Genomic DNA, 24910 nt, shown 5'->3' on the forward strand with positions numbered 1-24910 from the left:
TCTTAACGGTAATAATGGATCAGTGCCTGCGTTCCCTTTTCACTTAACCCATTATCAGCAAGTTTTTGATACATTTGTTCGGCAAGTTCTAGTCCAGGCAGTTTCAACTCCATTCGTTTCGCTTCATCAAGTGCGATCCGCATATCTTTGATAAAGTGTTTGATGAAAAAGCCTGGTTCGAGATCGTCTTTGATAACCCGCGGTGTCAAATTGCTAAGCGACCAACTTCCAGCTGCTCCCGATTGGATCGATGCAAGCACCGTATTTGGATCAAGTCCCGCATTTTCAGCATAAAATAGCGCTTCTGTCACACCGATCATATTGGAAGCAATCGCGATCTGATTGACCATTTTAGTATGCTGTCCAGCCCCTGGACCACCTTGCAGTTGAATCGTTTTCCCCATCACTTCAAATAATGGTCGCGCTTTTTCAAATGCTTCTTGTGTGCCTCCAACCATGATTGAAAGTGCTCCATTTGCTGCGCCGATATCACCGCCGGAAACGGGTGCATCCAGCGCCAAAACGCCTTTTTCTCCAGCTTCTTCGGCGATTCTAGCTGCAAGTGTCGGCGAAGAAGTCGTCATATCAATAGCAAGTTTCCCTGCTGCCATATTTTCAAGCAGTCCACCTTCTTCTAAATAAATCGTTTCAACGTCAGAAGGATAGCCGATCATAGTGATCACAACATCCACATTTTGAGCAATTGCTTGCGGTGTTTCTTCCCAGATCGCGCCATGACCAAGCAGTCCGGCTGCTTTTGCTTTTGTACGCGTATAAACATGAAGTTCATGCCCTGCTTTCAATAAACGGTACGCCATACTAGACCCCATTACGCCTGTTCCGATAAATCCGATTTTCGTCATTTCAACTTCACTCCTTCATAAGTGACCCGCGATCACATAAATACTAAATGCTGCCAATAGCAGGATCAGTACCGTGATGTGGGCTTTTCGATATAAAAATAATACAGCGATAAATTCTCTAAGCAGCGCAGTCGGTAAATAATAAAGTGCCGTTTTCCCGCCGATTCCTTGCGCATCTAATCCTGCTTTTCTCGCATAGATGCTGGCACGGAAAAGGTGAAAGTTATTGGTGACAAATACGCTTTTGAAGTTTTTTTGGATCGAGGTCATCAGCTTTTTCGAGAACTGCATGTTTTCTTCGGTGTTCGTAGAGTCTGCTTCCATGAAAATTTGTTCTTTCGGGATCCCTTTATCGATCAAATAAGTTTGCATCGCTCTAGCTTCTGCTATTTCTTCATTTGGTCCCTTACCGCCGGAAACGATAAACGTAGCAGTCCGTCCGCGCTTTTTCTGCTGCTTCCGATGAAATTGGATCGCTTTATCCAGCCTGTTCGCCAATAGTTGCGGTACTTTTTTCCCTTTCAAACCACAGCCTAGCACGATAATAAAATCTTTATTCAAGCGCGGTCCATTGTATTGATAGATAATGGTCGACAGCAAGAAGGAAACGAGTAAGAAAGTGACATAGGCAATGATTATCAAAAGCCCGAGAACGATATTTTCTAACCACGTATCTGGATGCGCGAGCAGTATCGTCAAAACGCCGATCACAATAATCAATACCGCAAAGCCTGCTAGCATCGGCAACATGTTGGCAAGGCGCCGTCCTTCTTTTTTTACCATGTTCGTGCCATTTAAAATCAACATAATGGCGATTCCGATTACAAAGAAGGGCAATAAACTAAGCAGCAACAATAAGATCGCGCTGGTAACAATCGTGACGATTTGGTTATCAAACGCATATAGCTGCAGCAAAACTGCGATGACCAATAAGACGATTCCTGCTGTAAGCACCATACCGTTGATTATTCTTCTCTTTTCCCAGATATGCAGCAGCAAAAAGCCGATCAGCAGACTGAAAGCTAGTATATACATCAACGCGACATCCCCACTATCCTTTTCTTTTATTATACCTTGCTATTGAGCAGAAATTCAACATTCAGCCATGTTCAGTCTTTTGTTCGTACCAAACGGAGTGCATTCAGTACGACAAGTACCGCAGCTCCTGAATCACTTAAAACCGCCATCCAAAGTGTCATCCAGCCTGGGAAAACCAGTGCGAACGCTAATGCTTTTATGATGATCGCAGAAATGATATTTTGCTTGATGATCTGCATCGTGCGCTTACTTAGCCGAAATACAAAAGGTAACTTTTCCAGACTTTCTGCCATTAGAACAACATCTGCTGCTTCCATCGCTGTATCTGTTCCTGCGCCTTTGACAGCTATTCCCAAATCTGCTGCTGCCAAAGCTGGAGCATCATTTATCCCATCGCCGACCATAGCTACATGGTTTTTCTTCTGCATCGCTGCAATACTGGTCATTTTATCTGCGGGCAGTAGTTCTGCATATACGTGGTCGATTGCTGCTTGTTTTGCGATCACTTCAGCCGTCTGCTGATTATCGCCTGTCAGTAACATTTTCTCTTTGATCCCTAGCAGATTTAATTTATTCATTATGGTAGGAAGATCTTCACGAAGCTCATCTGCGACACCGATGATCCCAATGAGTTCTGTCAAAGTACCAATTGCGATCACTGTCTGTCCTGCTTGTTTCTGAGCTTCGATATACTGGCGCTGCACTTCTGTCAAAGTTTCCTCATAATGAGCTGGCTTTCCGGCGAAATAACGCTCGTTCGCTATTATGGCGGTCACACCGTTGCCGACTTGGTTGCGATGATCTTCACTGTCCAACGGCTGTAGACTTCTTTTTTCACTTTCGGCTAAAATTGCAGCTGCTAGTGGATGCGAAGAATATTGTTCGAGCGTGTAAGCCAGTTGGAGCAGTGTTTCTTCTGAGCCTGAAAACACTTCTACCGCTGTTACTCTTGGTTTTCCTTTAGTCAGTGTCCCTGTTTTATCGAATGCCACCGCCGAAATTTTACTTGCTGCTTCAAGCGCTGTTCCACCTTTTACCAACACGCCGTTCGATGCAGCCCGTCCGATCGCAGAAACGATCGCTACTGGCGTGGAAATCACTAAGGCGCATGGACAAGCGATAACGAGCAGTTCCAACCCTTTATAGATCCATTCATTCCAGCTGCCGATGCCTGCCAGTGGCGGCACGATCATCACAGCGAAAGCAAGTAGGAATACAATTGGTGTATAGATAGCTGCAAACTTGTCGATGAAAGCTTCTGTAGGGGCCTTTTTCGCTTGCGCTTCTTCTACTAAGTGAATGATTTGGGCGATTGTACTTTGATCTGCTGTTTTTGTCACGCGAATTTTCAAAAGCCCTTCTTCATTGATCGTACCAGCGAAAACTTGATCTCCTGCCTGTTTACTTACCGGTATCGATTCGCCTGTGATCGGCGCTTGATTTATGAAAGAGTTGCCCAACTGGATAATGCCATCTAAGGGTATTTTGTCGCCTGCCCTTACTAAAACGATCGTCCCAATAGCGACTGCTTTGATTGGTCGACTCACTGTTTCCCCATTTTCTACAATGATCGCTTCTTCGGGTGTCAGTTTCATTAAATTACGAAGTGAGGTCCGGGTGGTTTCAATGGAACGGTTTTGCAAGTAAGAGCCGATCGCAAATAACCATACTACCGTCGCGCCTTCTGACCATTCTCCAATGAGAACTGCTCCAATCGCAGCGGCGGACATCAATACATTCATATCCAGTGACCTTGCTCGGATCGCATAAATGGCGCTTTTAGCAGGATGAAAACCGCTGATCGCTAAGCAGAGTAGAAAAAAGACTGCTGCTGTGGTTGGTGCATGAAAAAGATATGTAGCCAAGAAGCCACCAAAAATCGCTACAGTAGCAGCCAAAAGCGGTGCATGCTTCCGCCATTTCGAGTTCTCTGTGTGTGTTTCAGCTTCTTTTGCTAAGGTTGCCGTATAGCCCAGCTTTGCCACTTTATCAGCAATGATCTCTGCTGTGGTCGTATGTCTGACAACCATTTCCCCAGAAGCAAATTGGACGTCGGCACTTTCGACATCCGCTAACTGCTGGATGCCTTTTTCAATCGTTTTGGCGCAATTTCCACAGTCCATACCGTCAATTCGGAAAGTCTCAGCTTGAATGTCAGCATCTATTATTCCATAACCAAGCCGCTCCACTTGTTTTGGTACTGCAGTGAATGCTGCTTTGTCTTCAGCTTCGACTTCCAGTTTCCCGGAAGTGAATTGTACCGAAGCAGCTTTGATATCGGGAAGTTTTGCCAGCCCTTTTTCAATTGTCTTCGCACATGATGAACAGTCCATGCCAGTAACTTGATAAAACTTTTTGTAATTTGCTGTCATTGTCGCTTCACTCCTTAATCAATGTCATATTCGCATGTTTCTAAGTCTGTGTGGATGTCTGCAACGATCCCGTCTAGCAGCGCCAACATCGTTTTGATTTTATCATTGGTGATTTTATAATAAACAAACTTGCCAATGTTCTCTTTTTCTACCAGGCCACAGCCTCTCAAACAAGCAAGGTGCTGGGAGATATTTGATTGAGTGCCTTTTACTTGTGTGACGATCTCACCCACACTTAATGGTTCAACTTTCAATAATTCTAAAATTTGAATGCGTATCGGATTAGAGAACGCATGGATCAATTTTAAACGCAATTCATTTTCGTTCACAAGAAGCCCTCCTTATATCAATTTCTACTAATATGTTTATATTAGCATATAAGAATTTATAACACAATAAAAAAGTGCGAACTCCAATGAGTCCGCACTTTTAACAGATTATTTATTCTGCTGTATATTTTTCAACTAATGCAACAACTTCTTCAGCTGTTGATTGGTTCAATGCTTCTGCTGCTAATTTTTCCATATCGCTCTTGTTTAAACGTTTAAGCAAAGAACGAGATTTCAAAATGCTGGAAGCACTCATCGAAAATTCATCTAAACCTAGTCCTAGTAACAATGGGACTGCAGTTTGATCACCTGCCATCTCCCCACACATACCAGTCCATTTTCCTTCTTTGTGAGAAGCATCGATCACGTTTTTAACTAAACGTAAGATCGATGGGTTATACGGTTGGTATAGGTAAGAAACACGTTCGTTCATGCGGTCAGCTGCCATTGTGTATTGGATCAAGTCATTTGTTCCAATGGAGAAGAAATCAACTTCTTTAGCAAACTGATCAGCAAGAACTGCCGCAGCAGGAATCTCGATCATGATACCTAATTCGATAGAGTCGGAAACTTCTACTCCATCAGCTATTAATTTTTTCTTTTCGTCTTCTAAAATTGCCTTTGCATCGCGGAATTCGCCAACAGTAGCAATCATCGGGAACATGATCTTAAGGTTTCCAAAGATGCTAGCACGGAGTAACGCGCGCAATTGTGTGCGGAATAGATCCTCGTTTGCAAAGCAAAGACGGATCGCACGGAATCCCAAGAATGGGTTCATTTCTTCCGGCAAGTCTAAATAAGGGAGTGTTTTATCTCCACCGATATCAAGTGTACGAACAACAACAGATTTTCCTTCCATGCCGGAAAGAACTGCTTTGTAAGCTTCAAATTGTTCTTCTTCAGTCGGGAAGTTGTCACGACCCATATATAAGAATTCTGTACGGTATAGACCGACAGCTTCTCCGCCGTTAGCAATAACGCCAGTCAAGTCCGTTGGAGTACCGATATTTGCTGCAAGCTCAACATGAACACCGTCTTTAGAGACCGTTTTTTCATTTTTAAGCTTTTCCCATTCTGCTTGCTGTGCAGCAAAATCTGTTTGTACTTTACGGTAATGTGCTAATTGTTCTTCTGTTGGATGGATGATCACGTTACCTTCAAGGCCATCGATGATCACCATATCATTTTTTGCTACATGATGCGTTACTTCTTTTGTTCCCACGATCGCAGGAATTTCAAGCGAACGAGCCATAATAGCGGAATGTGATGTACGTCCGCCAATGTCTGTTACAAAGCCCTTCACGAAATTGCGGTTCAATTGTGCTGTATCAGAAGGAGTTAAGTCCTCTGCCACAACAACAACTTCTTCGTCAATCAGAGAAGGATTTGGAATAGAAACACCTAATAAGTGGGAAAGTACCCGCTTACGTACGTCACGAATATCAGCTGCGCGTTCACGCATATATTCGTTGTCCATTCCTTCAAACATTGCGATAAATGTATCCGTTGTATCATGTAGTGCAGATTCAGCGTTTACATTGCTCGATTTGATCGCTTCTTCAATTGGTCCTACCAATTCAGGATCGTTAAGTACTAAAAGATGTGCATCAAAAATCTGTGCTTTATCTTCACCTAAATCTTCAGCTGCTTTATTACGAATCTTTTCTAACTCTTGTTTCGAAATTGCAACTGCATCTTGAAAACGTTTTACTTCACTTTCAACATCAGCCACCTCTGATTTTTCAAAAGAAAGATCAGGTTCCACGAGTAGATAAGCTTTCGCAATTGCAATCCCATCAGAAGCTGCGATACCTTTCAACTCTTTAGCCATTATTCAGCCAAGCCTTCTTTCTTCAGCACTTCAGTTAGTCCTTCGATTGCTTCTTTTTCGTCGCTACCATCTGTATAGATAGTAATGTCAGCACCTTTGCCAATACCTAAAGACATAACGCCCATGATAGATTTAAGGTTTACTTTTTTACCAGTATACTCAATTTGTACATCCGAGCTATATTTGCTAGCTGCTTGCACTAAAAGTGTTGCGGGGCGAGCGTGAATACCTGTTTCATCGATTACTACAAAACTTGCTTGTTCCATATTAACATTCTCCTTCATAAAGAAATTTATTTAGTAACCTTTTAGACCAAAAATAATCAGTATAAAAGACTATCTCTCAATTAAAAAGCATACCATGTTTTTAGTGTCCTCACAACTTTTTTTACATGTTTTTTTGAGAAAACATGTAAGCAAATCAACTTTGTGCAACCGTTTTAGGTAATGGAGGCGCTCATATACCTAGGATTGCGCTTTTATTCACAATTTAAATTCCCAAAATCGAAAGGGTTATAGTTGCTTTTTAAATCGAAATAGTGCAAACTGAACTTTAATAAGCACTTTTTCAAAAAGGAAGCAGCAGGAAGTGAAATTCGGAGGAGTGGTAATGATGACAAAAGCACAGGTTGGAGATATAATCGAGTTTAAAAATGGATTAACTGGAATCGTAGAAAAATTGAACGAAAATTCAGTTATAGTAGATTTGACTTACATGGAAAACTTTAACGATCTTGATGTCGATGAAAAAACTGTTGTCAATCATAAGAATTATAAAATCATTCACTCAGCTTCTTCCTCAGATGAATCGTAAAACAAAAAGAATATGGTGTAAAAAGCAATAAAACAGGAACCGAGGATAATCTCGATTCCTGTTTTTTCATGTCTGCTTTTCTTCTTTATCTAAACTGATATAAAAACATAACGTAAATAACGCATTTGCGCCAATAATGATCGCAATCGATGACCACAGATCAATGTAAAGCGAGAGGAACACGAAAAAGGCAATAATGATCCAATAAACGATCACGAGCTCTAACTTCAGATCTGGATATTTCAATTTCCCCCACTTATCCGTCAAACTCAGGATAAAGAAAATCAATAAATGCAGAATAAAACCGAGCAACCACCAATTGATAAAGTCCGATAATTGCAAGACGGTAATACCATTCCCTAACGCCAACAGATTTTTCGACTGCATCGAGATCGGCTGGATCAAAACTTCAAATATCATGACCATGGTTGCAGCGATGATCGAGTAGATACCACCGCGCAGCCAGTCGATGCTGATTTTCAGCGTGATCTCTCTGGCAATAATGTGCGTCCCAGCGATCATCCCGATCCAAATAAAGCCGAATGTTATTGGTACGCCATAGATATCCAGGCCAAAATGCGCCGCGTAATTCTGTTCTGTGAAACTAAGCTGCATCCACTCGATCGAGACACTCACAATAAACACCAGACTGATCATTGCTAGACCAAGCCCCGTTCCATATTGCATAATGAAAAAAACGAGCGCAAATATCCCCGTCAATACTAAGAATAAAGAATGCAAGGTTGTCAAATGCGGGGGTGTCACATGAAAAGTGATCAAGCAGATATTAATCAAAAACCAGAAAATATATATCCATAGTAGAAATTTATAAATTTTTTCAAGCATTGAATCCTCTCCTGCTTCGCTATATTTCCCTTTCGCCCTTTTAAAAATGAGCAAATCAGCTAGTGCCAAATTTGCTCATTTTGCTACTTCGGTATTTTGATACTTTGACCGACATGAATATTTCCGTCTTGCAAATTATTCGCGGTCATGATTTTTTCTACACCTGCTGCAACTTCGCCTTCTTTATAGTACTTTTGAGCGATAGCAGTAAGTGTGTCGCCTGCTTGGACTTCATAAGTCTCAGTCTGTGATTTTGCTTTTTCTTCTTTTTTCGATTTGGGAGCCGCTTTTTTCTTTTTCTCTGCTTGCTTTGGCTTTACTTTATCATGAACAGCTGGTTTTGAATCAGAAAATCCTAAAACGGAAACAAAAGATTTATCTGCTGCAACGCAATAGCCAAAGAACATCGTAAGTGCTAGCAATAATGCGCCAAAGAAATAGGAGCTGACATTTTTCTTTTGTGCCGGTGCTCGCTTCATTCCCCTGCTCATACCCTCACCGTTTTTTTGTTCTTCACGGAATTTCTTGATATACGCTTTTTTCTCTTTTTTTGATTTTTTATTAAATTCTTTTACAAAGGCATCATAGTGATCTGCTACTTCTTCTGACGGACCGTCTTCCCGTACCGTACCATAGTGCATCCACACAATTCGATCACACAGCTTTTTCACTTGGCTAAGTGAGTGGCTGACAAAAATGATCGTTTTCCCTTGCGCCTTGAATTCCATCATCTTATCAATACATTTTTGATAGAAAGTTTGGTCCCCAACAGATAATGCTTCATCAATGATCAAAATATCCGGATCCGTATGCACCGAGATCGCGAATCCTAATCTAGATTTCATCCCACTGGAATAATTTTTGATCGGTTGCGTGATAAAGTCGCCGATATCTGCAAATTCAATGATACTAGGGAGTAGTTTGTCGATCTCTTTGTTGCGCATCCCACTCATCAAAAGCTTCAACCGAATGTTGTCAAGTCCTGATAAATTACCTTTTAACCCTGCGGCGATCGCGATCAGCGAAGTCTCGCCATTCACTTCCACCTTCCCTGTCGTAGGGATAATAACACCTGAAATAATGTTGGATAGTGTTGATTTACCTGAACCATTTGTTCCAACTAAACCAACTGTCTCTCCATCGCCGATTCTCAAATTGACATCCCGCAGTGCCCAGAATTTCGAGCGATCCTTTGGGAAAAACATCGCTTTTATCTTGTCGCTTTTGGTCTTCACTAGTTCATACTGCTTGGATACGTGAGAAATTACCACTTTTTCCGTCATTTTTCTGTTTCCACCTTTAATTTAGATAGGTAAATTATTATTTTGCATTCTACAGTCTATCATAAATCCCATCTGAATGCTATATAAATGAGAGAACTCTCATGATATTCGCAGCTCAGTCATGTTACAATAAAATAGTTATAAAGTTTGCTAAAAAACTTTTTTTCGATTAAAGTATTAAATGATTATAAGTTCTATGATTAAAGAGGTGTAAGATTTTTGAAAAGCAACAAGATAGACTATAAACTCATCGCTGGGTTTATACTTTGTGCGCTCCTAATTGCGCTTACTTACCATTATCGTGGTGCATTTTGGTATTTATATGGAGCTTGTACGTTATTTTTAATGAGCTTCGTTATTTTTAATGAGGATCTAGAAAAGAAATCATCTTTTACAAAAAACCTATTTCTAGGTATTGTATCCGGTATTGCTCTCTATGTCGTCTTTTATATTGGCGCCATCCTCTTCAAGGTCCTTCCAGGTGGATTGGATCTATCCGTTAAAAGCGCATTCGCCAAATATTCGACCGACTCCCTATTAATATGGCTATTACTCATTTTCATCATCGTTCCGGGAGAAGAAATATTTTGGCGCGGTTTTGTTTTAGAGCGGTTAAATCATTATTTCCACCCGATCATCGCCGCGATTATCAGCGCCGCGATCCTGGCATTATTTATGTGTGTCAGCAAAAGTATCGCTGTTGTCGTCAGTATTTTCGTTGCTTCCTTAGTATGGAATCTACTATATCAATTTAGGAAAAGCGTTATCCTTACCTACTTATCGCACTTAACCTTCATCTTCCTGTTATTAGTAGCTTTACCGCTATACTAACAGCCGAACTGTCAGTGATACAATTTTTGTATTACATAAAAAGAAAGACATTTTTCGATAACAGAAAAATGTCTTTTTTGTGTCTTTTCGCAAATCGTTCTATAAAAATCAAAAAGAGTATTCATATCTCTCCCCTCATGTTATACTTGAAGCAGCCAATAAAAAGGAATTCCGGCTTTTTTATTTGTCAAAAATACCAATTCCAGCTCTATAACGTTTATGGAGAATGTAACAAGGCGTAGTCAAATACTATACGAGAGCTAGGAGATATTAACTTGAATTTCACTGAATTTATGGAGTATATGGACAACCACTTACAATCGCGAGAAACGTTTGTAGTCAATGCGACAGAATACCAAAATGTAAAAAACCGACGAAGAGCCCCTGCAAAACGTTGGAAAGAAGAAAAAATCCAGCGCGCCGTGAACAACATGTGGACAGACCTTCTCAAAACGATTTATAGCCGCATTAAGCCGCTCGTAAAAGCTAGTTCCTCTGAGCCAAAAAAGGAATGGATCAATTATATAGAAGCAAATGAGATACTCGATAGTTTAGATGAATCGATTTATGAGATTGAGTTTGAGTAACTTAAAAAGGACATTTTCTATTTCCGTGGAAATGTTCTTTTTTTTTGAGCAAAACACTTGAAAGTCAAAATAGGTCAGTGTATACTATAGCCATAAGGTCAAAGTTAGTCAAAGTCAACAAGCGCTTTGATCAATTCCACTATTTATAGAGGAGGGAACTTTATGCTATGCGAAAATTGTAAACAAAATCAAGCAACGATACAGTTATATATGAACATCAATGGTCAAAAACAAGAAATACCGTTATGCCAAGACTGCTATCAAACAGTTAAAAATCAAACTAATCCATTTTCAGGCAACTCTCCTTTTGACGATATTTTCCGTCAATTGGGCGGCCTCAATAATGCTAATCAAAGGAACGACTTCCAATCTGGAGGCAGACCACAATCCACGGTTCAAACCCAAACAGCTGGGAATGGCGGCGGCCTTTTAGGTCAATATGGAACAAATCTTACAGCGATGGCACGTGAAAACAAACTAGATCCGGTGATTGGCCGCGATAAGGAAATCAAACGTGTGATCGAGATTCTTAACCGCCGTACAAAAAACAATCCTGTTTTGATCGGTGAACCAGGTGTAGGTAAAACGGCTGTTGTCGAAGGTCTAGCAATTGCGATTGCAGATAAAAAAGTCCCGACGAAATTATTAGACAAAGAAATCATCTTGCTCGATGTGGCTTCCTTAGTATCTGGTACTGGGATCCGCGGACAGTTTGAAGAAAAAATGAAACAATTGATCCAAGAACTGCAAGATCAGACCAATACGATCCTCTTCATTGACGAAGTCCACACGATCGTAGGTGCTGGCTCCGCAGAAGGTTCGATGGATGCTGGTAACATTCTAAAACCAGCATTAGCACGCGGTGACATACAAATGGTCGGTGCGACAACCTTGAAAGAATACCGTCAAATCGAGAAAGATGCTGCTTTGGAACGGCGCTTCCAGCCTGTAACGGTCGACGAACCAAGTGCCGCTGACACGATCACGATCTTGAACGGCTTAAAAGAACGTTATGAGGATTATCATGAAGTCGCTTATTCGAAAGAAAGCCTCGATGCCGCTGTCAACTTGAGCGTACGCTATATCCAAGACCGTCAACTGCCAGATAAAGCAATTGACCTAATGGACGAGGTTGGTGCCCGCTATAATCTGTCTGTCGAACGTTTAGACGAAAAAACAGTCAGCGAACGCGTCGAACGCTTGGAAAAAGAAAAGACACAAGCATTGCAAAACGAAGACTATGAAAAAGCAGCTAATATCCGTGATGAGATCACACGTCTCTCCGAAAATAAAACAGCCGCTGGTATTTCTGAACGTCCGGTCATCCAAGTCGCTGATATCCAAGCTATTATTGAAGAAAAAACTGGTATTCCAGTTGGTCAACTACAAGCCGAAGAACAATCTAAAATGAAACATTTAGAAGCACATTTGAATGAAAAAGTTATTGGCCAAAAACAAGCTGTTGGCAAAGTAGCAAAAGCGATCCGCCGCAGCCGGGTCGGCTTGAAACAAAAAAACCGGCCGATAGGTTCCTTCCTATTCGTTGGACCTACTGGTGTAGGTAAAACCGAGTTAGGACGTACGCTTGCAAAAGAATTGTTTGGTACAGAAGAAGCGATGATCAGACTAGATATGAGTGAATATATGGAAAAACACAGCGTTGCTAAGCTGATTGGTTCACCTCCAGGCTATGTTGGTCACGATGAAGCTGGTCAATTGACCGAGAAGATCCGCCGTCATCCTTATAGCATTCTGCTACTGGATGAAATCGAGAAAGCACATCCAGATGTCCAACACATGTTCTTGCAAATCTTGGAAGACGGTCGCCTAACCGATTCTCAAGGTAGGACCGTAAGTTTCAAAGATACCGTTATTATTATGACAAGCAACGCAGGAACAGTCGATAAAGAGGCTTCTGTCGGCTTTACGATGTTGAAAGAAAAACAATCCGAAAAAGACAGTGATTCACTGGATAAGCTCGGCTACTTCTTTAAACCAGAATTCTTGAACCGTCTCGACAGTGTCGTTGAATTCAACCAGCTTGAAAAAGATAATCTCCTTGAAATCGTCAACTTGATGCTGGCAGACTTAAATACCATGTTAGCAGACGAAGAAGTAACGATCGATGTGACAGACGCAGCAAAAGAAAAACTGATCGATCTTGGTTACGACAGTAAGTTCGGTGCTCGACCACTTCGTAGAACGATCCAAGAACAATTGGAAGACAACATTGCTGATATTTTGATCGATGAACCCGAAGCAAAAGCTTTACAAGCAGATGTCGATGAAACTGGTAAAATCGTTGTAAAACAACAAGTAATGGCTTAATAAAACAAAAAACGCGGAAAAGAGATATTCTTTTCCGCGTTTTTTTAGTTAGCCGATCGCTTTTATCAAATTCGTCATTTCCAGCACACCCATTGCTGATTCTGAGCCTTTGTTTCCAGCTTTCGTTCCAGCCCGTTCTATCGCCTGTTCAATAGTTTCCGTTGTAAGGACACCGAAGATAACTGGCATCCCGCTTGCCAACCCCACATTCGCCACACCTTTTGAAACTTCGCTGCAGACATAGTCATAATGCGTCGTTGCCCCACGAATGACCGCGCCTAAAGTGATAACTCCGTCGATTTCTTTTTTCTTACTGATCACTTGAGCAGCTAGTGGAATCTCGAATGCACCTGGTACCCAGATCACTTGAATATCTTCTTCCGAAACGCCATGCCGTTTCAATGTGTCCAATGCACCTGCTAATAATTTAGAAGTGATAAACTCATTAAAGCGCGCTACTACAATTGCAATTTTTAACCCTTTACCATCGTACATACCTTCATAAACTGTCATTTTACTTCTCCTCCATTTTCTATGTGCAATAAATGATGAAATTTTTCTGCTTTTGTTGTTAAGTACTTACTATTTTCCGGATAAATCCCTACTTCAAGTGGAACTCTTTCGACAACTTCGATCCCCATGTCTTCTAAAGCCTGTACCTTTTCCGGATTATTCGTCATCAGTCTTACTTGGCGAATTCCTTTTTCTTTTAAAATCGCCGCCGCATTGTGATATTCCCGGCTATCTGGAGCAAAGCCAAGATGTACATTGGCATCGTAAGTATCATAGCCATTTTCTTGTAGGGCATACGCTTTTAGTTTATTCAAAAGCCCGATACCCCGACCCTCTTGGCGCAAATACAGGACAGCCCCGCGACCAGCTTTCTCTATCGTCGCTAGCGCTTTTTCAAGTTGTTCCCCGCAGTCGCAACGGTGCGATCCAAGGACGTCACCTGTCAAACATTCTGAATGCAAGCGGACTAGCAGTGGCTCGTCGGTATCCAGTTTTCCTTTTGATACTAATAACTGCAATTGACCGTCATCTAATGACGTAAATGCTTCTAAGGAGAAATTGCCATAAGCTGTAGGCAAGCTGACCGTTACTTCGGATTCTACTGGCGTGTCTTCTAATTGGCGGTAGCGAACAATATCATCTATCGTTATCATTATCAATCCCCACTCTTCTGCCAATTTTTCTAACGTTGCTCGTCTTGCCATCGTGCCATCCGGATTTAAGATCTCGCAGATGTACCCCGCCGGTACTGCGCCTGCTAAGCGAGCCAGATCTACCGCTGCTTCTGTATGTCCACGCCGCTTTAAAACCCCGCCAGTTTCAGCAATCAGCGGAAAAATATGCCCTGGCCGATAAAAGTCTGCTGCTGTGGTCTGTTTATTTCCCAACGCTTGGATCGTTGCTGCGCGGTCAAATGCGGAAATTCCTGTTGAGGTGGAGCGATGGTCCACGCTGATGGTAAAATTGGTCCCGAACTTATCTGTATTATGTCCTGTCATTGGCTGCAAATCCCATTCTTCCGCCAATTCTTTGGCTAAAGGCACACAAATCAGCCCACGTGCATAAGTTGTCATAAAATTAACGGTTCCCGGAGTTGCAAACTGACTGATGCCGACTAGATCTCCTTCGCTTTCCCGGTCTTCATCATCCATGACAATGACCAGTTTTCCAGCTTGCAATGCTTGCAGCGCTTGCTCTACTTTATGATTCATCCTTCTTTCCTCCTTCAAAATCCATGTTCTTGTAAATACTTAGCAGTCAATAGCGAATTCCCAGACTGCTCCTTTAAAAGATATTTGGCAACCAGATCTGTTTCGATGTTGACAAGCTCACCAACTTTTTTGTTTGCTAAAATAGTCGTTGCTTGCGAATGCGGAATCAAACCAACGGAAAAAGTTGTTCCAGCTACATCAATGATCGTCAAACTTGTCCCATCGATAGCAACGGAACCCTTGCGAACGATCTCATTTGCTAAAGAAGCAGGAAATACAAATTGATAGCGAATCGCATTCTCCTCTTGCCAGATTCGTTCGATTTTCGCAGTTGCATCGACATGCCCTGCTACCAGGTGCCCTTCCAATCTGCCGTTTAAAGGTAGTGCTCGTTCAAGATTGACTGGCGATCCGATCTGCAAGCGGCTTAAATTAGTAGCGCGAAATGTTTCTGGCATCACGTCTGCTTGGAAACTATTGGCCGTAATGGAAATTGCAGTCAGGCATACACCATTCACGGCCATACTGTCGCCGATTTTATAGTTTTCCAAAAATGGTTCTGGCGCCGCCACACCAATCACGATAGTTTGATGGGTCTGTTTTACCTGAGTGATCTTACCGATCGCTCCGATGATTCCGGTAAACATTTGTCTGCCTCCCTTCTGTGATACACTAACTTCACATCTTCTTTCAATTGTTCTACATGGCTAAGCTCAAATGCCGTCAAAGCGTCTGTTTGTCTCTTGCTTGCTACAGCTGGACGAGCATTTCCTCCCAGTAAGTAAGGAGCAACATAACTTACGATCCGATCGACTTTGCCAGCTGCTAAAAAGGCATCATGTATTGCTGCGCCACCCTCTACACAAAGAGATTGAATTCCTTCTTCCGCTAAAATGCGGATCACCTTTTCAATTGTCCAGTCCGGGTCAACAAAGACACGGACATGTTCTGCGAAACTAATATCTGGCTCGTTGCCTGTAAAAAGCCATGTTTCTGCGAGACCATCGCGCCAAAGCTGGAACTTTTGATCCACTGTCCGTCCGCGTCTGTCGAGCACGATGCGTACGGGCGGATAAGGCACAACGTTACTTCGAATCGTAAGTGCAGGATCATCGATCAGAACTGTTTCACTGCCGACCAGAATCGCTTGAGATCCCATTCGCAGTTGCTGTACATCTTCGCTCGTCTTTTCATCCGTCAAATATGTGCGGCTAGCCGCTGAGCTGTTAGTTTTGCCATCGATGGTGACGGCTTGTTTCAAAGTAACAAGCGGACGGCGATGACGATGAAAGAAATGAAAAGCTGGATTCAGCTGCTCTGCTTCTTTCTCTAAAACACCTATAGTCACTTTGATTCCATGTGCTTCCAAATAGGCAACACCTTTCCCGCGAACTAGCGGATTGGAATCTAACTGTGCCACGTAAACATGCTCGATCCCCATTTCCACGATTTTTTCGCAGCAGGGTGGCTGTTTGCCATGATGAGCGCATGGTTCCAAGGTGACATAGATACTTGAATGCTTCGTTTCTTCGGGGTTGGAAACATTTTGAAAGGCGTTCACTTCTGCATGGACGTCTCCATAGCTGGCGTGATAACCTTTTCCGATCAAACGGTCTGCTTTGACGATAACAGCACCGACCAACGGATTTTTATACGTTTTTCCACGTCCTTTCCTCGCTTCTTTTATAGCGATTGCCATCCATTTTTCATGTTTATCCAAAACTCTTTTCACCCCTTTATACATAAAAAAGCCCCACCAAAATGGCAGGGCTCCAAATTTCAACACAAAGAAACTTACACAGCAGCAAATAAAAGGTAAACTTCCCCCTTGTTTATTGCACTGGTAAAAAAACGATCTCCTTACAAAATCGCACGTGCTTCTTCTCCCATCCAGACTTTCACTGTCGGTTCCAGATTTCCACTAGATCAACCGCAAATTAATGCGGGTCACGGACTTCAGCTACCAAAAGGAAGCTGTCACCGTCGGTCGGGAATTACACCCTGCCCCGAAGAAATGATATTCAATTACCTACGATTATGGCGACAAATTTGAAAAAAGTCAACTCCTTTTTTCAGAAAACATTACAAAGTTTTGCTTCTTCTTTACTAAACTGTCATTGTAATGTCGGTTATTTGTTACACGAAGCAGGGTATTTACTACTATACTAGAACCTAAATAGAAAGGATAGCGTGGTGATTTTCATGCCAACTACTACCCCAGTCAAAGGTCGTGACAGCTACTTTGATAATGCAAAATTTATTTTGATTTTTTTAGTTGTTTTTGGACATCTGATGCAAAGTTATATTACAGAATATGCCAGCATTCGTGTGCTTTATATTTATGTGTACACTTTTCATATGCCAGCCTTCATCTTGATTTCCGGTTTTTTTGCCAAAAACTTCCGGAAACCTGGCTATATCACAAAAACAATGAAAAAGCTTATTTTACCGTATGTCTTCTTCCAATGTATTTATAGTATTTTCTATTATTTTTTACTTGGCAAGAGCAGCTTTTCGATCCAGTTATTCGCACCGGAATGGTCGCTTTGGTTCCTACTCAGCTTATTCTTTTGGAATATCATGCTGATCGGCTTTGCCAAACTATCTGCCCGTTACGCGATGCCAATTGCGATCGTTCTCGGCTTAGTGGCAGGTTACTTTGATCAAATTGACGGCTATCTGAGTCTATCAAGAACATTTGTCTTCTTCCCATTCTTTTTAGCTGGCTTTTATTTGACCAAACAGCACTTCCAGTATTTACAAACAAAACTGGCTAAATGGATCGGTGCTGGTGTAATTATAGCGATTGTAAGTTTTATCATCGCTCACCCTGCTTTGAATGAAAACTGGTTCTTAGGTTCTAAACCTTACGCCAATTTTCTCGATAATCGCACTTTAGGTGTTTTCATTCGTCTCTTCGTCTATGCGATTTCCTTTGCTTCGATCAGCGCCTTTTTCAGCTTCGTGCCGAAAAGACAGCTCTTCTTTACAAAATGGGGGAAAAATACCTTATATGTATACCTATTACACGGTTTCTTCATTAAATTATTTAGAGAAGGCTCCGTTCAAACCGTCGATTACAAATTGCAGACGATTTTCTTGCTAATGGCTATTTCACTTGGATTGACCATCATTTTATCGAGTAAAGTAGTAACGACGATCGTTCAACCAGTCATCGAACTCCGTTTTTCAAAAATCAGAAATATGTTCACTAAGTGGGCAGGTCGATTTCAAAAACAAAGTTATTAAGTTACTCCGTCGTCATAAGCATGACTAACCCCCGCTCTTTTATAATAAAGAGCGGGGGTATTTCTTTTTCTATAGGGATCCTATTGCTCTTATCAGCCTGTAATGATCTTTTCTTTCGGCAAACGAATCGCATTTTTCGGCAGGTTCTTATTGCGGAACGAAAGCAAGGAATACAAGATCCCGATCCGGCCAATAAACATCAGTATAATAATGATGATCTTACCAGCCACACTTAGATCTGGCGTTAGTCCTAATGACAGTCCGCAGGTTCCGAACGCGGACAGCACTTCAAAAATAATGGCCATCAGCGGCGCATGTGGCTCGGTTTGTGCCATCAACATAATGGCGAGCATACATAAGAATCCCGCACAAAAAGTAACTGCTAGCGACTTCCTCACGTCTTCTTGATAAAGTTCTCTACCAAACACATATACATGTGTCCGGCCGCGGATAACCGAATACACAAACATCATCGTGATCGCAAATGTCGTGGTTCGTATCCCGCCGCCCACAGAACTTGGCGACGCCCCGATAAACATCAAGAAGGATACCAAGATCAATGTCGGCACACTTAACAAATTGCTGTCGATCGTTTCTAGTCCGGCACTTCGCGAAGTAGCCGACAAAAACATCGAATTGAAAAATCCTTCTGCCACACTGGAATGCGCATAGAAATGCTTGAATTCCAAAAGCCAGATAAACAGCCCGCCGCCAATCAGCAAAATAAAATATGTCAGCGTCGTCACTTTTACAAATAAGGAAAAGCGAAACGGGATCAAAGCATTTTTGATCGATAAGAATTTTTTTGTTTCCAATAATACCGGAAATCCGATCGCTCCAGCCATGATCAGCAAAATCGAAATGATCTGGACGAAATAGTCATTTGCGAACGGCATCAAGGAATGCCCAGTAATGTCGACACCCGCATTGGTCACCAGCGAAACGGAATTATATAAGCCTTGGAACATCGCCTCAGGAATTGACTGATAATGCGGGATAAAGTAAATTCCCAATATCAATGTCCCCAGCAATTCGATGCCAAAAATCAATACTAAAATGTCGCGCAGCATCCGCACCATTCCGCTCATTGAAAACTGATTGGTATCGGTCATGATCAGTTGGCGCTGTTTCAAACCGATCCGTCGTCTAAGGATCAAGTAGAAAAACGTACTCAGCATCATGACACCAAGTCCGCCAATCTGGAAAATGCCCATTAGGATCCAGATCCCAAACGTGCTGTAAGTATGATGCACATCGACAGAACTAAGTCCAGTTACACTGACCGAACTAGCGGCTGTAAACAGCGTATCGATAAAAGATACATGTACACCTTTTTGCTTGGTCATCGGTAAGCTCAGCAAAATCGTTGAAACAGAAACAGCTACCACATAGTAAGCGATGATAACCTGGATGGGAGTCATGCGCGACAGAAAAGCCCGTAGGCGTTTTCTTAGTCGCAATTCCCGCCTATATTCATTCTTTTTTAGAGGATCGTTCTTTTCTTCTCGCAATTATATAACCACCTAAAGCTATCATTATCATGACAACCCAAAATATCGCCTTCCATAACGTACTCTCAGGAAACGATTCTGGAATAGCATTTACTGCAGGATGAGCAAGCGTGCTCACAGCTAGTTTTATCCCGACCCAGCCTACGATCAAAAATGCGGCTGTTTCGAGAGTCGGATAACGGTCTAATAATTTGATCACTTGCGTTGCCGCAAAACGAATCACAATCAACCCAGCGATCCCGCCTAAAAACATCACAATGAATTGGCCGCCGTTCATTCCTCCAATATGAAAATCACCTAGCTGAGGAAGCCCAACTACCAATGCTGCCGCAGCAAGCATCGAATCGATCGCAAAAGCAATATCTGTAAATTCCACTTTTGCTACTGTTCCCCAAAAGGATTTCGCAGGTTTCGGCGTTTCCTCTTCTTTTTTCATTCCCGCATTTTCCCGGCGCAGATCAAGCATATGCTTGATGGCCAGATATAATAAATACAATGCCCCGATCGCTTGGATTTCCCAAACTTTCACTAAAAACGAGATCAGTAAAAGGGCAATCAAACGAAAAACGAGCGCGCCCAGCAGCCCATAAAATAATGCTTTCTTCTGCTTTTCATGCGGAAGCGCCTTTACGATCACAGCCATAACGACTGCATTATCCGCAGAGAGAATGCCTTCTAATGCCACGAGCACAAAAAACACAAAGATGTATTCGCCCCAAAGTGAGATATCCATAGTCATTCACCTTTCATTCTGTCATTACTTTACCATATAAATGCTGGAAAAAGAATAACTTTTTATCAAAACTGGCAAGTCGGCGCTTCTCTATTTAGAAGTACCCACTTGCCTGAAAAATAAGCATTTATATGCATTTTTTCTACTGTTCGGTCCGTGTCATTCTCGAAGTCAACCAGCCCCAAACGACTAGCCCGATCATCACGCCCCAGAAAATCAGTTTCCACATGGTGGATTCTGGGAAATGATGGTCGATCACTCCTAGGCTTGGATGTGCTAGCGTGTAAATAACTAATTTCACGCCAACCCAGCCGACGATCAGAAAAGCTGCCGTTTCCAACTTCGGATAGGTTTTCAATAGCCTTACAAACTGTGTTGCGGCAAATCGGATGATAACAAGCCCGATCAATCCGCCTAAAAACATGATCGCGAACTGCCCAGTGTCGATTCCGCCAATATGCCCAAAACCTGTTTTCGGCAATGTGATCGCCAGTGCGACCGCCGCAAGCATCGAGTCGATCGCAAAAGCGATATCAGCAATTTCTACTTTTAGCACGGTCATCCAAAATCCAGATTTTTTCGCTTTATCTTGTTCCGCTCCTGCTTCATGCCCTTTGCGATTTTTCCACAAATGATTTCCGGCAATGTATAACAAGTAAGCTGCTCCTAGTGCTTGTACCTGCCAAACATTTGCTAAAAAGGAAATCAAGAACAATGCAGTGAAACGGAAAACGAAAGCGCCAAGCAAGCCGTAAAACAATGCTTTTTTCTGTTCTTTTGGAGGCAAATGTTTCACCATTACCGCCATCACAACTGCATTATCTGCTGCCAGTATCCCTTCCAAACCAATCAAGACAAGTAGCACCCACCCATATTCTAAAATCATCGACATATCCATTTAAATATCCTCCTTTGTCTTTTCCTTGCGCTAGGTCTGACAATAAAAAAACGAGACCCACCCTATAAATAAGGGCAAAGGTCTCGCTGACATTTTAAATGTTGATAAAACCGATGGCACGGATGCCACGTAATGACGACTTTATCTCAAATCCAGTTCTGGATTTGATGCTACTCCCCTTTGACACATGTCAAAGTACTATTCAATTAATAACTAAATAATAGCATGCTGCTCAGTTAAAAGTCAACTGCTTCTTACTTAGAGCAGCGAAGTCAGTTCGATATCCGGATTTTTATCCTTGAACCAATTTACTGCAAACTCATTTTCAAATAAGAATAGTGGCTGATCGAATCTGTCTTTCACCAGCATGCTCCGTGCAGTCGAAAGTTTTTCATCGACATCTTCTTCGCGGATCCAGCGGGCGATCTTTTTACCGATCGGTTCCATAATGATCTCCGAATTATACTCATTGCGCATCCGATGTTCAAAAACTTCAAATTGAAGTTGTCCAACGGCACCAATGATATATTCTTCCAAACGCCATGTCTTGAAGAGCTGGATCGCACCTTCTTGAACAAGCTGTTCCACTCCTTTATGGAAATGCTTTTGCTTCATGACATTTTTAGCAGAGACTTTCATAAATAATTCCGGTGTAAACTGTGGTAATTTTTCAAACTGTAGTTGTTTTGGTCCATTTGTGATCGTATCACCAATCTGATAATTCCCAGTATCATATAATCCGATGATATCTCCAGCTACGGCCCGATTCAGCGTTTCCCGATCGTCTGCCATAAACTGGGTGGAATTCGCAAGTTTGATCGCTTTTCCTGTCCGAGTGAGTGTTACACTCATCCCGCGATCAAATTCACCGGAACAAATCCGTACAAATGCGATTCTGTCTCGGTGAGCGGGGTTCATATTCGCTTGGATCTTAAAGACAAATCCGGAAAAATAATTTTCGTTTGCTTCTACATTGCCAACGTTTGCTTCATGCGCAGATGGTGCAGGTGCAAAATTAACAAAAGTCCGCAAGAATGTTTCCACACCAAAATTAGCAAGCGCGCTACCAAAGAATACAGGCGTTAGTTCGCCTTGCTGGATCTTTTGTTCATCATATTCATTTCCGGCTTCATCTAGCAACATGATTTCTTCCAATGCTTGTTGATAGTAACCAGAATCTTGCAGCGGATTTGCTGCTTTCAAATCGCCGTCTTCGCCTAACTCTAAAAAGCGGTCTTCTTCCGGCACACGATATTGTTCTACCACGCGGTGATAACGGTCGTATAAGCCCATCAATTCTTTTCCCATACCAATCGGCCAGTTCATCGGGTATGACTCGATGCCAAGCACTTCTTCTAACTCTGCAAGCAGTTCTAGTGGCATTTTCCCTTGACGATCCATCTTATTGATAAACGTAAAAATCGGGATCCCGCGCATCCGGCAGACTTTGAACAATTTCATCGTCTGTGCTTCGATCCCTTTCGCCGCATCGATGACCATAACTGCACTGTCGACCGCCATAAGCGTTCGATACGTATCCTCACTGAAATCCGAGTGCCCCGGTGTATCTAAAATATTGATTCGCGATCCCTCATAATCAAACTGCATCACTGAACTTGTTACAGAGATCCCGCGTTGTTTTTCGATTTCCATCCAATCACTTGTGGCAAATTTACCAGATTTTTTCCCTTTTACCGTACCCGCTGAACGAATAACGCCGCCGAATAATAACAACTGCTCTGTCATTGTTGTTTTACCAGCATCGGGGTGAGAAATAATCGCAAATGTCTTTCGAGATTGGACTTCCTTGTGCAAATCCTGACTCATTCCTTTTCTTCCTCCTAGATAAACTCATATTGCATAAGTATATCATAGAATACGCGTTAAAAGACATGGTTCTGGTAAAAAAAAAGCGGACGTGAAATCATCCACTCCGCATTTTTTCTGACTCTCACATCTGATGTCGCGCTACCCAGCTAGTCCAATTATTTAAGATCCAGTTTTTCTTACTATAAGTAATAACGGCCTCATCTTTCCACTTCTTATATAGGGCATTATAGTATTCTCTGGTTACATTTGTAAAAGAAGCCAGTTCTTTTTGTGTAAAAATCGATGGTATCGTACAGCTGTTATTTTTTACCTCACCGATCTGGCATCCTAATGTAAAAAATAATGCTGTGATCCGCTCTTCCGTCCGGTAAGAATAGTTGACCAAACGGCTGGATAACTGATTGAAAAATTGATGGATCAGCTGATTCCTTTTTTCTTCTATCATATAGGCTTCCGAAGCAATTAAATGTGTATCCCGTTTTGCAACAAAAGTAAGGTTGGGGATAATGTCTTCATCCATAAAGAAAGTGTCCCCTGCCTGATAAGCGGCAATGAATTGCTCTTTATAAAGGCAAACAATGATGCCTGATAAGATATAAAAACTCCCTTTATGAAAGAAAGCCTGGTTCTTGTTGATTTGATAATACTCTTGTTTAGCTAAAGGTTTATTCGTCATGAGAGTTTTTTTCATTTTCATCATCCTCCAAATTTTAAACAATAAAATGAAGCCAATACAAAAGAATATCTTTTGTATAAAAAGCAATAAAGCCGCTAATTAACATGCTAATTGCAAATAAGCAAACAAAAACATAAATTATCTTACTTCTTATCTTTAAAAAAATAATGTCCCAAATTTGATAGTTGAAAAACAGCCATATCAAACTGAATAACATTGGTAGAACGACATTATAAACATATCCCGTTAGTTTTTCATATAATTCCTTTTCGTTATTAATAGACGTTAACACTTGGTAAGCGATTATATATAGGCTAACAATCCCAATGACAGTGAAAAAGATAGCGCTAATTTTGATGAGCCTGCCAATGATAAATGTATGTTTCCCCATTTTATATTTCCTTACCTTTCTCTTTTTGGTTCGTATACTTGTGGTAAAAAAATCCTCTCGCCACATAATATACAATGAAAAATGTCGCTGTTATCCAAAATAAATATATAAAAATATTCAATCGAAACTTTAAGCCGTTAAACAGCACATTAAAAACGTTTCCAACTTCCAATAAACAACAAAGCAGACCAACGATATAGGAACTATATAGAGCAGTCCGCTTTGCATTTTCCACCCATACAGGCCCTTTTCGGAATAACCTGAAAATAATAAGCCCAATCATCCCCCCATTTATAATCAAGTAACTAATCGTTAGAAACATGATGAGCATTCCCATTACTTGATTCTCCCCCTTTACACCTATTGCCTTGTCTTATCTTCTACGACGTGAAGCTGCGGGTTTCTTTGTGGCACTGAGAATTGCCAGTTTTGTTCTTCCTGCCATACTTCTTTGGTGACAGAGGCAACCAGTTGTTGCATTCTTTCTAATAAAGGAACAAAAATCGTTTTTTCTCTTTCCGCCATAAATGCTTTAAAGGAGCTGCTTTCATTTTTTTCGATATGAATGATCTGTTTGATTTTTCCAGAAATGCGGTAATGTTTGTCTGCGATCGCAAATGGAACGTTTAATTGGATATGCAGTTTCTGATCTCCCAGCAGTAATTCTTGTGCAGTCGCATCGATAGTATTCTTTGCTTCAAATTCACCTTGCTCTAACGAAAGCATTTCTACATGGATAGCTTCGTATTCCACTTATCTTCCACTCCTTTCCTAACA

The 24910-nt window shown here is 41.6% G+C and carries 22 protein-coding genes, 1 pseudogene and 2 riboswitches; of the genes and pseudogenes, 5 read left to right on the top strand and 18 right to left on the bottom strand.

The features are described 5' to 3' along the window. Nucleotides 1–2 precede the first annotated feature (2 nt). From EL241_RS09060 to EL241_RS09085, 6 genes are all read right to left on the bottom strand, one after another. Nucleotides 3–863 carry an NAD(P)-dependent oxidoreductase gene (locus tag EL241_RS09060; protein ID WP_036106274.1) on the bottom strand — a complete coding sequence of 287 codons (861 nt, stop codon included), beginning with the start codon at nucleotides 861–863 and terminating at the stop codon, nucleotides 3–5. Nucleotides 864–878: 15 nt separating this feature from the next. Continuing rightward, a complete protein-coding gene (locus EL241_RS09065) occupies nucleotides 879–1898 on the bottom strand; it encodes a YdcF family protein (protein WP_036106270.1) in 1020 nt (339 codons plus the stop codon). 74 nt (nucleotides 1899–1972) lie between these two features. Continuing rightward, on the bottom strand, nucleotides 1973–4273 hold the full coding sequence (locus EL241_RS09070; RefSeq protein WP_052009183.1) for a heavy metal translocating P-type ATPase: 2301 nt from the start codon (nucleotides 4271–4273) through the stop codon (nucleotides 1973–1975). A gap of 14 nt (nucleotides 4274–4287) precedes the next feature. Further along, entirely contained in the window at nucleotides 4288–4602 is a 315-nt protein-coding gene (locus EL241_RS09075; RefSeq protein ID WP_003754995.1) for an ArsR/SmtB family transcription factor, read from the bottom strand. Nucleotides 4603–4714: 112 nt separating this feature from the next. Continuing rightward, nucleotides 4715–6433 (bottom strand): phosphoenolpyruvate--protein phosphotransferase, encoded by a 1719-nt coding sequence (ptsP, locus tag EL241_RS09080; protein ID WP_036106267.1) that lies wholly within the window; start codon nucleotides 6431–6433, stop codon nucleotides 4715–4717. Beyond that, nucleotides 6433–6699 carry a phosphocarrier protein HPr gene (locus EL241_RS09085; protein ID WP_036106265.1) on the bottom strand — a complete coding sequence of 89 codons (267 nt, stop codon included), beginning with the start codon at nucleotides 6697–6699 and terminating at the stop codon, nucleotides 6433–6435. Before EL241_RS09085 ends, ptsP begins: the two co-directional genes overlap by 1 nt. Before the next feature lie 343 nt (nucleotides 6700–7042). Here EL241_RS09085 and EL241_RS09090 point away from each other — a divergent pair, with 343 nt between their 5' ends. Then, a complete protein-coding gene (locus EL241_RS09090; RefSeq protein ID WP_232020819.1) occupies nucleotides 7043–7246 on the top strand; it encodes a YkvS family protein in 204 nt (67 codons plus the stop codon). 66 nt (nucleotides 7247–7312) lie between these two features. Here the strand turns inward: EL241_RS09090 and EL241_RS09095 are convergent, their stop codons facing one another. Both EL241_RS09095 and tagH read right to left on the bottom strand, forming a co-directional pair. Beyond that, a complete protein-coding gene (locus EL241_RS09095; protein WP_036106260.1) occupies nucleotides 7313–8092 on the bottom strand; it encodes a membrane protein in 780 nt (259 codons plus the stop codon). A 338-nt stretch (nucleotides 8093–8430) separates the two neighbouring features. Beyond that, a pseudogene (tagH, locus tag EL241_RS09100) lies at nucleotides 8431–9375 on the bottom strand (teichoic acids export ABC transporter ATP-binding subunit TagH); the annotation flags it as partial. Nucleotides 9376–9594: 219 nt separating this feature from the next. Between tagH and EL241_RS09105 the strand changes: the two are divergent. The 3 genes from EL241_RS09105 to EL241_RS09115 all read left to right on the top strand — a co-directional run bounded on the left by EL241_RS09105 (nucleotide 9595) and on the right by EL241_RS09115 (nucleotide 13121). Further along, complete coding sequence (locus EL241_RS09105; RefSeq protein WP_036106257.1) at nucleotides 9595–10206, top strand: CPBP family glutamic-type intramembrane protease; 612 nt, start codon at nucleotides 9595–9597, stop codon at nucleotides 10204–10206. Between the two features lie 275 nt (nucleotides 10207–10481). Then, nucleotides 10482–10793 carry a hypothetical protein gene (locus EL241_RS09110; RefSeq protein ID WP_003754988.1) on the top strand — a complete coding sequence of 104 codons (312 nt, stop codon included), beginning with the start codon at nucleotides 10482–10484 and terminating at the stop codon, nucleotides 10791–10793. A gap of 162 nt (nucleotides 10794–10955) precedes the next feature. Then, a complete protein-coding gene (locus EL241_RS09115; RefSeq protein ID WP_036106254.1) occupies nucleotides 10956–13121 on the top strand; it encodes an ATP-dependent Clp protease ATP-binding subunit in 2166 nt (721 codons plus the stop codon). 48 nt (nucleotides 13122–13169) lie between these two features. Here the strand turns inward: EL241_RS09115 and ribH are convergent, their stop codons facing one another. Genes ribH through ribD form a run of 4 tightly spaced genes read right to left on the bottom strand, consistent with a single transcriptional unit; the run spans nucleotide 13170 to nucleotide 16565 of the window. After that, nucleotides 13170–13634: a 6,7-dimethyl-8-ribityllumazine synthase gene (ribH, locus tag EL241_RS09120; RefSeq protein WP_036106251.1), complete on the bottom strand. Its 465-nt coding sequence runs from the start codon at nucleotides 13632–13634 to the stop codon at nucleotides 13170–13172. Next, entirely contained in the window at nucleotides 13631–14845 is a 1215-nt protein-coding gene (locus tag EL241_RS09125) for a bifunctional 3,4-dihydroxy-2-butanone-4-phosphate synthase/GTP cyclohydrolase II (RefSeq protein ID WP_036106248.1), read from the bottom strand. The genes ribH and EL241_RS09125 overlap by 4 nt, the downstream gene beginning before the upstream one ends. Nucleotides 14846–14859: 14 nt before the next feature. Then, nucleotides 14860–15492 (bottom strand): riboflavin synthase, encoded by a 633-nt coding sequence (locus EL241_RS09130; protein ID WP_003754984.1) that lies wholly within the window; start codon nucleotides 15490–15492, stop codon nucleotides 14860–14862. After that, nucleotides 15447–16565, bottom strand: a complete 1119-nt coding sequence (gene ribD / locus EL241_RS09135; RefSeq protein WP_159099850.1) for a bifunctional diaminohydroxyphosphoribosylaminopyrimidine deaminase/5-amino-6-(5-phosphoribosylamino)uracil reductase RibD — start codon at nucleotides 16563–16565, stop codon at nucleotides 15447–15449. The genes EL241_RS09130 and ribD overlap by 46 nt, the downstream gene beginning before the upstream one ends. A gap of 154 nt (nucleotides 16566–16719) precedes the next feature. Continuing rightward, nucleotides 16720–16863: riboswitch (FMN riboswitch) on the bottom strand. A 184-nt stretch (nucleotides 16864–17047) separates the two neighbouring features. Between ribD and EL241_RS09140 the strand changes: the two genes are divergently transcribed. Then, a complete protein-coding gene (locus EL241_RS09140) occupies nucleotides 17048–18094 on the top strand; it encodes an acyltransferase family protein (protein ID WP_036106621.1) in 1047 nt (348 codons plus the stop codon). A 92-nt stretch (nucleotides 18095–18186) separates the two neighbouring features. Here the strand turns inward: EL241_RS09140 and EL241_RS09145 are convergent, their stop codons facing one another. The 6 genes from EL241_RS09145 to EL241_RS09170 all read right to left on the bottom strand — a co-directional run bounded on the left by EL241_RS09145 (nucleotide 18187) and on the right by EL241_RS09170 (nucleotide 24886). Next, nucleotides 18187–19524, bottom strand: a complete 1338-nt coding sequence (locus EL241_RS09145) for a TrkH family potassium uptake protein (protein WP_126320692.1) — start codon at nucleotides 19522–19524, stop codon at nucleotides 18187–18189. A 43-nt stretch (nucleotides 19525–19567) separates the two neighbouring features. Next, nucleotides 19568–20338, bottom strand: a complete 771-nt coding sequence (locus tag EL241_RS09150) for a TerC family protein (protein ID WP_036106618.1) — start codon at nucleotides 20336–20338, stop codon at nucleotides 19568–19570. 142 nt (nucleotides 20339–20480) lie between these two features. After that, nucleotides 20481–21236, bottom strand: a complete 756-nt coding sequence (locus EL241_RS09155; protein WP_036106242.1) for a TerC family protein — start codon at nucleotides 21234–21236, stop codon at nucleotides 20481–20483. 21 nt (nucleotides 21237–21257) lie between these two features. Further along, nucleotides 21258–21427: riboswitch (yybP-ykoY riboswitch) on the bottom strand. A 67-nt stretch (nucleotides 21428–21494) separates the two neighbouring features. Continuing rightward, nucleotides 21495–23063: a peptide chain release factor 3 gene (locus EL241_RS09160; RefSeq protein WP_036106240.1), complete on the bottom strand. Its 1569-nt coding sequence runs from the start codon at nucleotides 23061–23063 to the stop codon at nucleotides 21495–21497. Nucleotides 23064–23187: 124 nt separating this feature from the next. Further along, nucleotides 23188–23757 (bottom strand): Crp/Fnr family transcriptional regulator, encoded by a 570-nt coding sequence (locus EL241_RS09165; protein ID WP_036106238.1) that lies wholly within the window; start codon nucleotides 23755–23757, stop codon nucleotides 23188–23190. 736 nt (nucleotides 23758–24493) lie between these two features. After that, the gene (locus EL241_RS09170; protein WP_036106234.1) at nucleotides 24494–24886 is read right to left on the bottom strand and encodes a DUF1149 family protein; all 393 of its coding nucleotides are present in this window, start codon (nucleotides 24884–24886) and stop codon (nucleotides 24494–24496) included. Nucleotides 24887–24910: the final 24 nt, after the last annotated feature.

Source organism: Listeria grayi (assembly GCF_900638015.1).
GTDB classification, from domain to species: domain Bacteria; phylum Bacillota; class Bacilli; order Lactobacillales; family Listeriaceae; genus Listeria; species Listeria grayi.

Coding starts and splice junctions, on each gene's coding strand:
- ribH (WP_036106251.1), bottom strand. CDS start 13,634: ATGACAGTTTATGAAGGTATGTACGATGGTAAAGGGTTAAAAATTGCA.
- EL241_RS09065 (WP_036106270.1), bottom strand. CDS start 1,898: ATGTATATACTAGCTTTCAGTCTGCTGATCGGCTTTTTGCTGCTGCAT.
- EL241_RS09155 (WP_036106242.1), bottom strand. CDS start 21,236: ATGGATATGTCGATGATTTTAGAATATGGGTGGGTGCTACTTGTCTTG.
- EL241_RS09125 (WP_036106248.1), bottom strand. CDS start 14,845: ATGAATCATAAAGTAGAGCAAGCGCTGCAAGCATTGCAAGCTGGAAAA.
- EL241_RS09115 (WP_036106254.1), top strand. CDS start 10,956: ATGCTATGCGAAAATTGTAAACAAAATCAAGCAACGATACAGTTATAT.
- EL241_RS09150 (WP_036106618.1), bottom strand. CDS start 20,338: ATGGATATCTCACTTTGGGGCGAATACATCTTTGTGTTTTTTGTGCTC.
- EL241_RS09140 (WP_036106621.1), top strand. CDS start 17,048: ATGCCAACTACTACCCCAGTCAAAGGTCGTGACAGCTACTTTGATAAT.
- EL241_RS09130 (WP_003754984.1), bottom strand. CDS start 15,492: ATGTTTACCGGAATCATCGGAGCGATCGGTAAGATCACTCAGGTAAAA.
- EL241_RS09090 (WP_232020819.1), top strand. CDS start 7,043: ATGATGACAAAAGCACAGGTTGGAGATATAATCGAGTTTAAAAATGGA.
- EL241_RS09060 (WP_036106274.1), bottom strand. CDS start 863: ATGACGAAAATCGGATTTATCGGAACAGGCGTAATGGGGTCTAGTATG.
- EL241_RS09070 (WP_052009183.1), bottom strand. CDS start 4,273: ATGACAGCAAATTACAAAAAGTTTTATCAAGTTACTGGCATGGACTGT.
- EL241_RS09085 (WP_036106265.1), bottom strand. CDS start 6,699: ATGGAACAAGCAAGTTTTGTAGTAATCGATGAAACAGGTATTCACGCT.
- EL241_RS09095 (WP_036106260.1), bottom strand. CDS start 8,092: ATGCTTGAAAAAATTTATAAATTTCTACTATGGATATATATTTTCTGG.
- EL241_RS09165 (WP_036106238.1), bottom strand. CDS start 23,757: ATGAAAAAAACTCTCATGACGAATAAACCTTTAGCTAAACAAGAGTAT.
- EL241_RS09160 (WP_036106240.1), bottom strand. CDS start 23,063: ATGAGTCAGGATTTGCACAAGGAAGTCCAATCTCGAAAGACATTTGCG.
- ptsP (WP_036106267.1), bottom strand. CDS start 6,433: ATGGCTAAAGAGTTGAAAGGTATCGCAGCTTCTGATGGGATTGCAATT.